10 protein-coding genes and 1 other annotated feature (1 of these 11 cut by a window edge) are annotated in these 12,703 nt (G+C 55.7%); all 10 genes read left to right on the plus strand.

Annotated features, from left to right (window positions below; translation table 11 throughout):
- Nucleotides 1-39, plus strand: a binding site (T-box leader); it begins 198 nt to the left of the window's first position.
- A 50-nt stretch (nucleotides 40-89) separates the two neighbouring features.
- The 10 genes from AC3G2T_RS19435 to AC3G2T_RS19480 all read left to right on the plus strand — a co-directional run bounded on the left by AC3G2T_RS19435 (nucleotide 90) and on the right by AC3G2T_RS19480 (nucleotide 12,688).
- Nucleotides 90-2,054 (plus strand): arginine--tRNA ligase, encoded by a 1,965-nt coding sequence (locus AC3G2T_RS19435; protein ID WP_488436590.1) that lies wholly within the window; start codon nucleotides 90-92, stop codon nucleotides 2,052-2,054.
- Between the two features lie 191 nt (nucleotides 2,055-2,245).
- Nucleotides 2,246-3,235, plus strand: coding sequence for an ABC transporter ATP-binding protein (locus tag AC3G2T_RS19440; RefSeq protein ID WP_488436591.1), 990 nt, complete (start codon nucleotides 2,246-2,248; stop codon nucleotides 3,233-3,235).
- Complete coding sequence (locus tag AC3G2T_RS19445; protein ID WP_474681657.1) at nucleotides 3,232-4,326, plus strand: ABC transporter permease; 1,095 nt, start codon at nucleotides 3,232-3,234, stop codon at nucleotides 4,324-4,326. Before AC3G2T_RS19440 ends, AC3G2T_RS19445 begins: the two co-directional genes overlap by 4 nt.
- A gap of 439 nt (nucleotides 4,327-4,765) precedes the next feature.
- On the plus strand, nucleotides 4,766-5,848 hold the full coding sequence (locus AC3G2T_RS19450) for an ABC transporter substrate-binding protein (RefSeq protein ID WP_474681656.1): 1,083 nt from the start codon (nucleotides 4,766-4,768) through the stop codon (nucleotides 5,846-5,848).
- Nucleotides 5,849-5,875: 27 nt separating this feature from the next.
- On the plus strand, nucleotides 5,876-7,246 hold the full coding sequence (locus AC3G2T_RS19455) for an amidohydrolase family protein (protein ID WP_488436592.1): 1,371 nt from the start codon (nucleotides 5,876-5,878) through the stop codon (nucleotides 7,244-7,246).
- A gap of 24 nt (nucleotides 7,247-7,270) precedes the next feature.
- On the plus strand, nucleotides 7,271-7,981 hold the full coding sequence (gene wrbA, locus AC3G2T_RS19460; protein WP_474681654.1) for an NAD(P)H:quinone oxidoreductase type IV: 711 nt from the start codon (nucleotides 7,271-7,273) through the stop codon (nucleotides 7,979-7,981).
- A 798-nt stretch (nucleotides 7,982-8,779) separates the two neighbouring features.
- On the plus strand, nucleotides 8,780-9,601 hold the full coding sequence (locus AC3G2T_RS19465) for a creatininase family protein (RefSeq protein ID WP_488436593.1): 822 nt from the start codon (nucleotides 8,780-8,782) through the stop codon (nucleotides 9,599-9,601).
- Nucleotides 9,602-9,607: 6 nt separating this feature from the next.
- Nucleotides 9,608-10,414 (plus strand): ABC transporter ATP-binding protein, encoded by an 807-nt coding sequence (locus AC3G2T_RS19470; protein ID WP_488436594.1) that lies wholly within the window; start codon nucleotides 9,608-9,610, stop codon nucleotides 10,412-10,414.
- A gap of 22 nt (nucleotides 10,415-10,436) precedes the next feature.
- Complete coding sequence (locus AC3G2T_RS19475; RefSeq protein ID WP_488436595.1) at nucleotides 10,437-11,774, plus strand: FAD-binding oxidoreductase; 1,338 nt, start codon at nucleotides 10,437-10,439, stop codon at nucleotides 11,772-11,774.
- A gap of 110 nt (nucleotides 11,775-11,884) precedes the next feature.
- The gene (locus AC3G2T_RS19480) at nucleotides 11,885-12,688 is read left to right on the plus strand and encodes an ABC transporter permease (protein WP_474681689.1); all 804 of its coding nucleotides are present in this window, start codon (nucleotides 11,885-11,887) and stop codon (nucleotides 12,686-12,688) included.
- Nucleotides 12,689-12,703 lie beyond the last annotated feature (15 nt).

Raw genomic sequence — 12,703 nt, forward strand, 5'->3', positions numbered from 1 at the left:
GAGTGGTACCGCGGGAACTGTTGAGCTCTCGTCTCTTGTTTAAGAGACGGGGGCTTTTTGATTTTGCGCAAACCGAAGGAGGAATCGGCATGATTCATATTTTGTTGTCCGAAGAGATTAAAAAGCAGGCAAGCGCGCTGCTGGAACGTTCGGGGACGATTTGGCCCGATGCGCTTAAAGTGGTCATCGAGCATCCGCCGCATCCGGATCACGGGGACTATAGCTCGAACATCGCCATGCAGCTGGCCAAAGTTCTCAAGCAACCGCCGATGCTCATTGCCGCAAGCTTGCAGGAGCTGCTGGAGGAGGCGGGCGGCATGGAAGGGTTGTTCCGGAAAATCGCCGCTGCGCCGCCGGGTTTTCTTAATTTTTATGTCGACTGGCAGGCATGGGCGGTAAAAGATTGGCGCACGGCCCCCGCTGCGCCGCAGAAGCGGACGAAAGTGCTGGTCGAGCACACTTCGATTAATCCGAACAAATCGGCTCATATCGGCCATTTGCGAAATTCCTGCATAGGGGACACGCTGGCCCGCATGCTCGCGCGTACCGGCTGTGAGGTGGAGGTTCACAATTATATTGACGATCTCGGCAACCAATTGGCGGATACGGTGGTGGGTATACTGCATGCGGAGCCGGAACAACCGGAACAACCGGAACAACCGGAGCAAACAGAACAGTCAGTGCAGTTGGAACAGCCCGGACAATCCGTACAACCGGAACAACCGCAGCGGGCGTTCAGCCGTTTCGGCGATTTTTGCTGGGAGACGTATGCCTGGGTGAATAAGGAGTACAAGGCGAACCCTGCCTTGCTGGAAAAGCGCTCGACAGTGCTTCATGCACTGGAAGCGGGGAACTCCAACCTGGCGTGGATCGGCTCGCTGGTGGCGGAGCGCATCGTCCGCGAGCAGCTTGAGGAGATGAAGCAGTTCGGGATTGAATACGACGTACTCGTCTGGGAAAGCAGCATCGTGCGGGAGGGTTTATGGCAGGCGGCGTTCGAAATGCTGCAGCGCACGGCTACGTTCGGCAAAGTGACCGAAGGCAAGCTCGCCGGCTGCTGGGTGCTGAAGCATAGGGAGGAAGCGGAGGACGAGGCGCATGCATCCGATTTTCAAGCCGATAAAGTGCTGGTTCGGGGAAATGGTATTTTAACGTACACGGCCAAAGATATCGCCTACCATTTGTGGAAATTCGGGCTGCTGCCCAAAGATTTCGTCTACAAGCCGTTTGCCGACGGCATCTGGTCGACCGCGCCGGAAGGCTGCGGCAGGCCGGTCGGCCAAGCCGACATCGTGATCAATGTGATCGATCACCGGCAGGAATATCCTCAAGCGATGGTAAAGCTGGCGCTTGAATCGCTCGGCTGCGCGGAGCAGGCCGCCAGGCTGCGGCATGTGAGCTACGGCGTCGTTTCGCTGAGCCCCGATACCGCTGCCGGTCTGGGGATTGACGTTTCCGACGGCAAAAGCTCTTACGCGATGTCCGGCCGCCAGGGCATCGGCATCAAAGTGGCCGATTTGCTCCGTCGCATGGAAGCGGCCATCGATGCCAAGCGTTCCCGGAACGAGGGCATATCGAGCCGGGAAATCGCTGCGGCGGCGATCCGCTACCACCTGCTCAAATACAACCTGTCAACCGAGGTCGTATTCGATTTGCAGCAGGCCACCGAGGTGACGGGCAACTCCGGCGTTTATTTGCTGTACGCCTGCGCGCGAGCCAGCCGCATCATGGAAAAAGCCGGAGAAGAGCGGCTGCAGCAAGCTTCTTTCCTTGCGGACGCGACGCTGCTGCGGCCGCAGGAGCTCAGTTTGCTGCGGCATATCGCCTACTGGCCGGAGACGCTGGACACGGCGATACAGCAGTTGGCTCCGAATGTAATTTGCGCCTATGCCTTTGAGCTGGCTTCGCTGTTCAGCCATTTTTACAGCTCGTGCCCGATACTGAAAGGCCCGGAGGAAGTTGTTTCCCACCGCCTGTGGATCACAAAAACATATATGGAGGCACTTGAGGAAGCGCTCCGCGTGCTTGGCTTGCCGACTCCCGGGCAAATGTGACACGGAATTAACATACTCATAATTTGATCTTAATTTACAACTGATTTTGATTCAAGTAGCTTAATCCACCAAGCTATGACGACCGCGCCGGCGTGGCAAAATGCCGGCCAACGTCGCCCTTCACTTGCTGTGGCGGGAAGGTATTGATATGCTGGAGATAGTAACTAAATTCAAAAAGGCAGGGACCCACAATGGAAACCCGTATAGAGTACGAGTCGGTACCTCCAGCTACCGCGAAGCCCATCATCACGGTTGAGGGGTTAGTAAAGCGGTACGGCGATTTTACGGCTGTGAACGGTGTCAGCTTCGAGGTGAGGCAGGGCGAAGTATTTGGCCTGCTCGGACCGAACGGAGCGGGCAAAACGACAACGATGGAAATGATCGAGGGCTTGCGCAGGCCCGATGGAGGCTCCGCCAAGGTGGCCGGATTCGACACGATTAAGCAGCTCAATAAAGTGAAAGCGGTGATCGGCGTACAGCTTCAATCGACTTCACTGTTCGATCTGCTGACGGTGAAAGAAACTACCGAGATGTACGCAAGCTTTTACGAAAGCTCGGTTCCCGTCGAGCCTCTCCTTGACAGCATGATTCTCCGGGATAAACTGAACGCACGGGTCAAAGGTTTGTCCGGCGGCCAAAAGCAGCGTCTCGCCATCGCGCTCGCCATCGTGAACGATCCGCTCGTGCTGTTTCTGGACGAGCCAACGACCGGCCTCGATCCCCAAGCGCGAAGGACTCTGTGGGATATCATTCTGCGGCTAAAAAAGGAAGGAAAAACGATTATCTTGTCTACGCATTACATGGATGAAGCGTATATCCTTTGTGATCGTATCTGTCTCATGGACCGCGGACAAATTATCGCCCTCGATACGCCGCAAAATCTCATTCGCAGCCTGTCCTCCGAGAACGCTATCGAATTCCGCGTCCCGGATTGGGATGAGCGAAGCCCGGACGAGCAGGCCCGGTTGAAATCGTTTCTTTCCTCTGTGGAGCATATCTCCAGTATGGAGGAGCGTAAAAACATGTTCGTCCTTTACACCGACAAGCTTCAAGCGTCGCTTATCGACCTGATCCAACAGGCCGACGCCGAGGGGCTAAGGCTGACAGAGCTGAGCACCCGCACCGCCACGCTTGAAGATGTGTTCATCCATATGACGGGAAGGGGCTTGAGGGAACAATGAAAGCCTATTTGAAGCTAACGCAGGCGCAGCTTCGCCTTTTTTCGAGAAACCGGCAGGTGCTGTTCTTTTCCCTTTTATTTCCTATCCTCCTGATGGTTGCTCTCGGCTCCTTTCTCGGAAATGGAAATTCCGGCAATCTGAACGGCGTCGTCATCGATCAAGACAACAGCCTGGCTTCGAAGAAGGTTGTCGAAGCGTTTCGCGCTCAGAAGACGTTGAATCTCGATGCGGCGTCATCGGAGCAAGAAGCGCTGGATGCGCTGAAGCGGGGCGACGAGCAGTTGGTCGTCGTTGTTCCTAAAGGATATGCCGGCCAGCTGCAGGCGGGCGGTGGAAACCCGGCTAAGCTTAAGGTCTATTACGACGAAAAAAATATGGCCGTCTCCCAGCTCGGACTCGCCTTCGTGAACGGTGTCGTCGACGGCATCAGCAAGTCGATCGTTAGTTATGTTCCAGCCGTTACGGTCGACGCCCAGCCGCTTCAATCGCTTGGCCTGCGGTACATCGATTTCCTCGTGCCGGGTATCGTCGCCATGATGATTATGTCCAGCAACCTGAACGGCGTAGCCGGACAAATCTCCTCCTGGCGCGAGCGCGGCGTCCTCCGCCGCATGCAAAGCACGACGCTCAAGGCGCGCACGTTCATTGCCGCGCAAATTACGGCCCGCTTGCTGCTCAACGGAACGCAGGCGGTAATCGTGCTGCTGATCGCCCGGCTTGTGTTTGGAGTCAAGGTTATGGGGTCTTGGCCGCTTCTGCTGCTGTTCGTCATTCTGGGGACGCTCGTCTTCATGTCGATTGGCTTCATCATCGCCGGTCTGGCAAAAACGCCGGAGAGCGCCGGGCCGATCGCTGGGCTCATTTCGTTCCCGCTTATGTTCCTTGGGAACGTATTTTTCCCAGTGAAGAACATGCCTTCGTTCCTTCAGCCGTTCGTCAAGGCGCTGCCGATTACACACCTGTCGGACTCGCTTCGTGAAGTTATGAACGTCGGCACCGGAATCGGCGGCCTGTGGGGAAATGTGCTTCTGCTCGGTGCATGGGTCGTCGTCGCGTTCATAGTCGCTAGCTTTACTTTTAGGTGGGACTAGGGGTATGCCCTTAAGGTGCTGTCCGACGCCTGTATCAATGCGGATCCTGAGGTTCACCTTGTTCTCATCGAGAAGGTGTTCCCTCATCAGGCCGAGGTGGTTTCAGTCGACACGTGGGTAGAATCTTTAGATTAGGGCTTTGTTCAAGTGCATAATCGTTTGAAAGGGGCACCCGATCGGGTGCCTCTTTCGATTCGCTTTATAGAGAGGCCATCCCATAAAGGATGGCCTTACTATCGTTCCCATTGGCTTAATGCTGCACTCAGTCAAGACAGTGAAGGCAGGCGTCTTTTCTTTTGATGGAGTTTTCACAAAATTCAATCAAAAACATTGTGAAATCAACCAAATAAATGTGAGGTTTATTGACTTGTATATGACATCGATCATATATTTTAAATGAATTTACACAGAGCCTAACTAATCGGAGGGGAAGTTGAGTATGAAAGTATTGAACCGTGCTGACAAAATTTCGTCCAAACGCCTTGCAGTTGTCTCGTTTTGTCTCCTTTCCGCGACGAGCGTATTAGCCGCTTGCGGGAATACGTCATCGACAGCGCCAGCAGCTTCACCGACACCGGCGGCCGGTACGCCAGCAGCTTCCGCTTCCGCCCCGACGCCGGCAGCCGCCAAAGAGCTTGTTCCCGCGACGCTCGTCCTGAACTGGTTCGCAGAACCGGAACACGGAGGCAACTTTGCCGCGCTCGCAAAAGGCTTTTACAAGGATGCCGGGCTCGACATGACCCTGACCCCCGGAGGTCCGCAAGTATCGTCCACGCAAATCGTCGCTTCCGGCAAAGCGCAATTCGGGCTGTCCAACGGCGACGACATTCTCGTGGCCAGACAGGAAGGAATTCCGATCGTCGCGATCGCCACGGCGTTTCAAAAAAGCCCGCAAGTCCTTATTTATCACAAAGGCTCGGGCATTAAAGATTTTGGCGATTTGAACGGCCATAAGGTGTACGTCGCCTCATCGGCAAGCTACTGGCAGTACATTAAGCAAAAATACAAATTGGATCAGGCGCAGGAGATGAAATATACCGGCCAACTGGTCAACTTTATTAACGATAAAAATGCGGTGACGCAAGGCTACATCACATCGGAGCCGTTCACTCTGGATCAGCAAAAGGTCGATTTCGAAACGAAGCTGATTGCGGATTCCGGCTACGGCATTTATGCCAATACGTATTTTACGACGGAAAAAATGATAAAAGAGCATCCGGATCAAGTGAAGGCGTTCGTTGAAGCGACTGTCAAGGGCTGGGAGTACTACAAAGATCATTCCGATGAAATCAACCCGGCCATTAAAGAAAAAAATCCGGACATGGGCCTGGACATGATGAAATACAGCGCCGAAAAGCAAAAAGATTTTGCTTTCACCGGAGACGCTGCGACGAAAGGCGTCGGCATCATGACCAAGGAGCGCTGGGCCGAAGCGCAAAAGCAGCTTGTCGACGCAGGCGTGCTTAAAACGGCGGAAGATACGGATAAAGTGTTCACGACGCAATTTTTGCCTAAAAAGTAACGGGCGAGCAAACGGGAGGTGGAGGTATTGGCTTCGTGGATGAATGTGGATTTGTGGAACGTTCGCTTGCCGACGGTGGATGAAAGCTGTTTGTATCAGCTGTCGGTTCGCGACGGTGTGTGGACGCAGATTCAGGCGCAGCAGGCCCGTGTGCAGCGGCCCGACTCGATACCGCTTGAAAAATGGCACCCGCAGACGGCGCCTGCTGCGGCTGTCGCGATTTTGGATGCCGAAGGAAAAATGCTGCTTCCGGGACTCGTCGACTCCCATATGCATCTCGATAAATCGTTCTCTTTGACGGCCGTCGGCAACATAAGCGGCACGCTGGAAGAAGCGGTCGGCAATTACTCAGCGGCCGCCCCTTATTTTACGAAGGATGAAATCAAGTCGAGAATCGTCCGCTCGGCGATGCAGGCTTTGTCTTTCGGTACGACGCATATCCGTACGCATCTCGATTTTAATCTGAAGCATTCGCGGGAAGTTGCGCTGCGCACCGTAGAGGCGGCGCTGGAAGCGAAGCGGATGCTGGCTCCCTACATTAGCCTGCAGCTGTTTCCGATGTGCCCTTACTACATGGGCGCTGCGGACGACGAGGCTGTGGAAGAAGCGATCCGCATGGGCGTAGACGGAATCGGCGGAGCGCCTCATCTGTCCCAGACGCCGCAAGCGGACATCGACCGGATTTTCAGGCTCGCGGAAAAACACGGTCTCCCGATCGATCTGCATGCGGACGAGACGGACGATCCGGCGGTCCGCACGGTCGGGCACATTGCGCAGCGGACGAAAGAATACGGATTTGCGGGCCGCGTAACCGTCGATCATTTATGCGCGCTGGCTTCCATGACGGAAGAGGACGCGGCCCGATTGATCGCGCAAATGGCGGACAGCGGTTTGAAAGCAGTGTCTTTGCCGGCTGTGAATTTGTATTTGCAAGGACGGCGGGACCGGTTCCCGGTTCGGCGGGGCGTAACCCGATTGCGGCAAATATGGGAAGCGGGCATCCCGATTGCGGTAGCTTCCGACAATATTCATGATCCGTTCCATCCCTTCGGACGCGGCGATCTGGTGCAAATTGCGCTTGTCGGCTCCTACGCTGCCCACATGGGCCGTCCGGCCGATCTTCGCACATTGCTAAGGATGATCACCGACGTTCCGGCGGCTGTGCTCGGACTTGCGGATTACGGCCTCAAAGCCGGCTGCAGGGCGAATTTCGTTATTGCGGACGGCGAATCTCCGGAGGAGTTGTTCACCCTGCTGCCCGAACGAAGATGGGTGTACAGCCAAGGGCGATGGGTACGCGTGCCCGCAGCCAAAGCAGGGTGGCACGATCCGCAGCTGACCGGCTATTGGGAAGCCGCCGCCGAAGCGGTCTCTTTTCGGGGGCGCGAGCTGGTATGAGCGGAAGGAGGCTCGGGCGATGCGATGGCTAACATACTGATCGTGTATTACAGCGCCTTCGGGCACGTTTACGAAATGGCGCAGGCCGCCGGGGAAGGCGCCGCCCGGTCGGGCGCGAATGAAGTGCGCATCGTGCGGATTCCGGAGATGGCTTCCGCCGAAAACCGGGTGATCCGGGACGATCGCAAGCAGGATGAACCGGCTGCGCCCGAATCCGCCGTTGCCGGGAAATTTCGCCTGCAGGACCGCTATGACAAATATACCGCCGCCCTTGAGCGGCAAAGCGGGATTCCTGTCGCGACGAACGGGGATTTGCGCTGGGCGGACGGGATTTTATGGGGCTTCCCGACGTACTACGGGACGATGCCGTCGCAGGTGAAGCTGTTCCTTGAGCTTGCCGGGGAGCTTTGCGCCGACGGATCGCTGGAGGGCAAGCCGACGGGCATTTTTAACAGCACAGCTTCCATTCATACGGGGCATGAAGCGACCATTTTGACCTCGATGGTTCCTTTGTTCCACTTCGGGATGATTTTTGTAGGATTGCCGTATACGGCAAATCCGGAATATTTGACGGCGGACGCGATCGGCTGCTCGCCGTACGGCGCCTCGACGCTGGCGGGACCGGACAGCTCGCTGTCGCCGGACCCGCGCGAGCTTGTGATGGCCGCCCGGCTCGGCGAGCGGGTCGCCAAGGTGGCATCCGCATTAAAACGTGCGGACGCCGGGCGATTTTAACGGAATGCAGCTTGTTAGCAGGCTGCCCAGAAACTCGCGCGTAAGGCGATAGCGAGCGCATTTACTTGAAGCGCTGAGAAAGCCTGAGAAACCTGAGAAGGCCTGGGAAGGCCGAAAAAGCCGAGAAAGCCGAGAAAGCCGAGAAACCTGGGAAAGTTCGGGAAAGCCTGAGAAGGCTGAGAAAGTCTGAGAAAGTCTGAGAAAGTCTGAAAAAAAGCCGGAGAAGCTCTGAGAAGCCTGGGGAACCCAGGGAAAACCTGCAAAAGTGCATCTTTTTTGCTCGTTGAAACGCTGGCAGCAAAAATTCCTGCAGAAGTGCAGGCTTTTCATCAAACTTGCGGGTTCAGGCCCGTTTTCATCGGAAATTCCTGTACATTTGCAGGCTTTTTGCTAATATGGGCTGCTTTGACGGAAAAAGCCTGTACTTTTGCAGGTTTTGCTGGCTGCCCAGCCGCTTCACGAACGGCTGCGCCCCAAGTCAAAGCCTTCCCTAACTATGTGTCGCGACTTTCTCGGGTAATCAGCCAATCGCCTGCAGGACCTCCGGATTTTTTCGACAACTTGTTGTTATTTGGGATTTTTGGAGGCGTTAGGAGGCACGTCACGTGGAAGCGGATGGAGGCGCATAGCAGAGGACGGAAGTAAAGGGGATTCCGTGGTGGCATAGAAGCGAATAGTAGCGAGTGGAAGCTCATGGGGTTCATAGAAGTGTATAGAAGTAGATGGAAGTAAATGGGGTTACTTGGGTGCATAGAAACGAATGGAAGTGCATGGAAGCTCAAGGAGGTGCTTGATGAAATGAATGGACGATACGCAGGAAAAGCCTGGGATCGGTGCTTCTTCCCTCGTTTAAGCAAGCTTGAAGCGGCTCAATTGCCGAAGGACACGACTTTGCTTGTGCTGCCTGTCGGTGCTGTCGAGCAGCATGGCCCGCACATGCCGGTGTTTACGGATACGCTCATAGCGGAAACGTTCCTGACCGCAGCTTTCGACCAGCTGCCGGATGACGCAAATATATGGCTGCTGCCCGCCATTCCATATGGCAAAAGCACGGAGCATCTCGGCCATGCGGGAACGATCTCGCTGTCGGCGACTACGTTGATGGCCGTCGTAATGGACATCGCCAAAAGCATCCGCACAAGCGGGTTCCGGAAGCTGGTGATCGTGAATTCGCACGGCGGCAACACGGACCTTTTAAATATGATGGCCAGAGAAATCCGCATCGAAACCGGGCTCGCCGTATTCCGGCTGGACCCGGGCGGATTGGGCGGGGCGGACGAATGGATAACGCCGCAGGAAAAGCAGTACGGCATTCATGCCGGAGACATGGAGACATCGGTCGTCCTGTCCGCCAGACCGCATTGGGTGCATATGGAGCTTGCGCCGACCGAATTTCCGAATTACCCCGATTCGCGCTATTTGCAGCTGCGGAGCCGGGCTTTTGCCTGGGTGATGGACGATTTGTCCCATACGGGCGTTTCCGGCGATGCGGCCCTGGCTACGGCTGAGAAAGGGGAAGCGATGGTGCGGAAATACGGCGCGCTAATCGCGGAAGCGCTGCTGGACATATCGAAGTTTGAGATGAGTTCTTTGAAAATTCCGATAAATGACGGGAGATGAATCCGAATGCGTCTTGAATCTGCACCGGCGGGAGTATCCAATCCGGACGGCCCGTCCGATCAAAGTTTTGTCCATATGAAAAATTTATCCAAAATATACCCGAACGGCACTATCGCTTTGCAGGATGTCAACCTGACGATACGGGAAGGCGAATTTCTTTGTTTTGTCGGGCCTTCGGGCTGCGGAAAATCGACGATTTTCAAAATGATCACCGGTCTCGGCGCTCCGACAAGCGGCAGCCTCCAGGTGTTCGGCATGAGCCCGAAGGAAGCCCGTAAGCATAGCGACATCGCCTTTGTGTTTCAGGATCATACGCTGCTGCCCTGGTCAACGGTCGAGGCTAACGTGAGACTGCCGCTGGAACTGCGCGGCATCGATAAAAAGACGCAAAAGGAAGAAGCCCAGCGCGTGCTTGAGCTCGTCGGTCTGAAAGATTATATGAAAGTGCTGCCCAGACAATTGTCCGGCGGCATGAAGATGCGCGTTTCGATTGCCAGGGCGCTCGTGTCCAGGCCGAAGCTGCTGCTGATGGATGAGCCGTTCGGCGCTTTGGACGAAATTACGCGGCAAACGCTGCAGGCCGAGCTGCTCAACATTTGGCAGCAAAACAAGTCGATGACGGTTCTTTTCGTGACGCATAACGTGTTTGAATCGGTGTTTTTGTCCACCAGCGTCATCGTCATGACGCCCCGTCCGGGCAAAATCGCCGCGCAAATCGATATTCCGGTGCCGTTTCCGCGGGATGAAAGCTACCGCACAGCGGCACATTTCGGCGACCTTGTCCGCGAGGTGTCAGGCGCCCTGCATCATTAATTCGGAGGGAGTGAGGAGAATTATGGCGACGGAACTCAAGTGGAATCAGGAAATGATCGCCAGGCTTGGCGAAGACATCGTTGCGCTGGATGCGGATACCCGGACCAAGCTTTCCAAGGACTACTACTGGTACTCGCCGGTGCTGGACAGCAGGTTAAAAGGAATCGAGGCCGCCGAGGCGGTCGTGCTCCCGCGCAGCGAAGAGGAGGTTGCCGCCGCTCTCGCATTCGGCTACCGCCATCAAATTCCCGTAACGGTCCGGGGGGCCGGCACAGGCAATTACGGCCAAGCCGTCCCGCTGAAAAAAGGGATTGTGCTCGATGTCAGCCGCATGGATCAAATTGTTGAAATCGGCGACGGCTTTGCCCGCGTACAATGCGGAGTCCGGCTCGGCGCGGTTGACAAGGCCGCCCGCGAACGCGGACAGGAAATCCGCATTTATCCGAGCACCTTCGTGAAGGCGACGGTCGGCGGTTTTGTCAGCGGCGGTTCAGGAGGCATCGGCTCGATCACGTACGGAAACCTGTGGGACGGCAACGTGCTGGAAGCGGTCATTTATACGATGGAAGAAACGCCGCGGCGGTTAACGATCCAAGGCGCGGAACTTTACGATTACATTCACAGCTATGGCACGACCGGAATTATGACCGAGGTGACGATTCCGCTCGCTCCCCGCACCGAATGGGTGCAGGCGATCGCGCAATTCGCTTCGTTCGAGCAATCGGTAAAGTTCGGAGAAGCTTTGGCGCTGGACGAATCGATCCGCAAGCGGCTGATCAGCCCGATGGAATGGCCGATTCCGTCCTATTTTGTCCCTTTTGCCAAAGTGATTGAGCCCGGCGCGGCGGCGGTCATGCTGGAAATTGCCGAAGGCATGCTGACCCAAGCCGAGACGCTGGCGCACAGCTTCGGAGGAGCCATCGGGCATGTCATTGAATCCGATAAATACCGCAAAGGAATCGGGGTATCGGATTTTACATGGAATCACACGACGCTTTGGGCGATCAAAACGGACCCGGCGCTCACTTATTTGCAGGCCGGATTTTCGCCGACTCGCTATATCGAACAAATTCGCGAGATCAAAACGCATTTCGGCGATGAAGTGCTGCTGCACTTCGAATGGATTCGCAGCGGCGGCGCTCTTACACCGTCTTGTCTGCCGATCGTCCGCTTTGAAAGCGAGGAACGGCTGTACGAGATCATCCGCTTTTTCGAATCGGTCGGCGTGAAAATTTTCGATCCCCATACGTGGGTGCTGGATCAGGGCGGGCGCGGCGAAGTCGGAAGCATGGGGCGCAGAAAACGGCTTAACGATCCGCAGGGGCTGTTGAATCCGGGCAAAATCGTTTACGAATCATAAATGAAAGGAGAATGGTTATGGCCGTGGATCATGTGTATTCGCAGATTTTGCCGGACGAAATTTATCCGTCGCGGGAGCGGGCGGCTTGGACATATAGGCTGGAGGACGGGATGGCGCTGGGGCACCCTTTTTCCGCCATCATGAAGCGTCTGCTGCCGCCCCTGGTCGCTTTCATCGTGTTTATCGGCGGATGGGAGCTTATATGCTTGTGGTTTAACGTTCCGGCTTACCTGGTGCCGAAGCCGTCGGATATCGTCAAAGCGGCCGTTGAGAACAAGAGCGAGCTTTGGGTTTCCGTTTCGACGACGACTGTCGAGGCCGTGCTCGGATTTTTGCTGAGCATCGTTCTGGGCGTCTCCGGCGCGATTTTGCTGGCAAGCAACAAGCTGATCGAAAAGAGCGTGTATCCTTATGCGATTATTTTACAAACCATTCCTATTGTGGCGATCGCTCCGCTGATCGTGATCTGGTTCGACGCCGGGATGAATTCGATTGTCATTATCGCGTTTTTGATCGGATTTTTCCCGATGCTGTCGAATACGCTGATCGGGTTGAACTCTACGGACCACAATATGAGCAATCTGTTCTACCTGTACAATGCGAACGCTTTTCAAACGATGTGGAGGCTCCGCATCCCGGCAGCGCTGCCTTACGTGGTCGCCGGTTTGAAAATTTCTTGCACGCTGTCCGTTATCGGCGCGATCGTAGGTGAATACATCGCCGGGATCGGAGGCGGCAAGGGCGGTCTCGGCTATGCGATCACTTACGCGGCGGCCCGCCTGAAAACGCCGTATTTGTTCGCTTGCGGGCTTTCCGCCTCGCTGCTCGGCATCTTGTTTTTCCTATTGGTGAACGCCTTCTCCAAATGGATGCTCAGCTCCTGGCACGAATCGGAAATGAGCCGCGAAGGTTGACGGGACAACAGCGGG

This window comes from Paenibacillus sp. sgz302191, assembly GCF_057749925.1.

Coding starts and splice junctions, on each gene's coding strand:
- AC3G2T_RS19475 (WP_488436595.1), top strand. CDS start 10,437: ATGGCGACGGAACTCAAGTGGAATCAGGAAATGATCGCCAGGCTTGGC.
- AC3G2T_RS19450 (WP_474681656.1), top strand. CDS start 4,766: ATGAAAGTATTGAACCGTGCTGACAAAATTTCGTCCAAACGCCTTGCA.
- AC3G2T_RS19435 (WP_488436590.1), top strand. CDS start 90: ATGATTCATATTTTGTTGTCCGAAGAGATTAAAAAGCAGGCAAGCGCG.
- wrbA (WP_474681654.1), top strand. CDS start 7,271: ATGGCTAACATACTGATCGTGTATTACAGCGCCTTCGGGCACGTTTAC.
- AC3G2T_RS19470 (WP_488436594.1), top strand. CDS start 9,608: ATGCGTCTTGAATCTGCACCGGCGGGAGTATCCAATCCGGACGGCCCG.
- AC3G2T_RS19445 (WP_474681657.1), top strand. CDS start 3,232: ATGAAAGCCTATTTGAAGCTAACGCAGGCGCAGCTTCGCCTTTTTTCG.
- AC3G2T_RS19480 (WP_474681689.1), top strand. CDS start 11,885: ATGGCGCTGGGGCACCCTTTTTCCGCCATCATGAAGCGTCTGCTGCCG.
- AC3G2T_RS19465 (WP_488436593.1), top strand. CDS start 8,780: ATGAATGGACGATACGCAGGAAAAGCCTGGGATCGGTGCTTCTTCCCT.
- AC3G2T_RS19440 (WP_488436591.1), top strand. CDS start 2,246: ATGGAAACCCGTATAGAGTACGAGTCGGTACCTCCAGCTACCGCGAAG.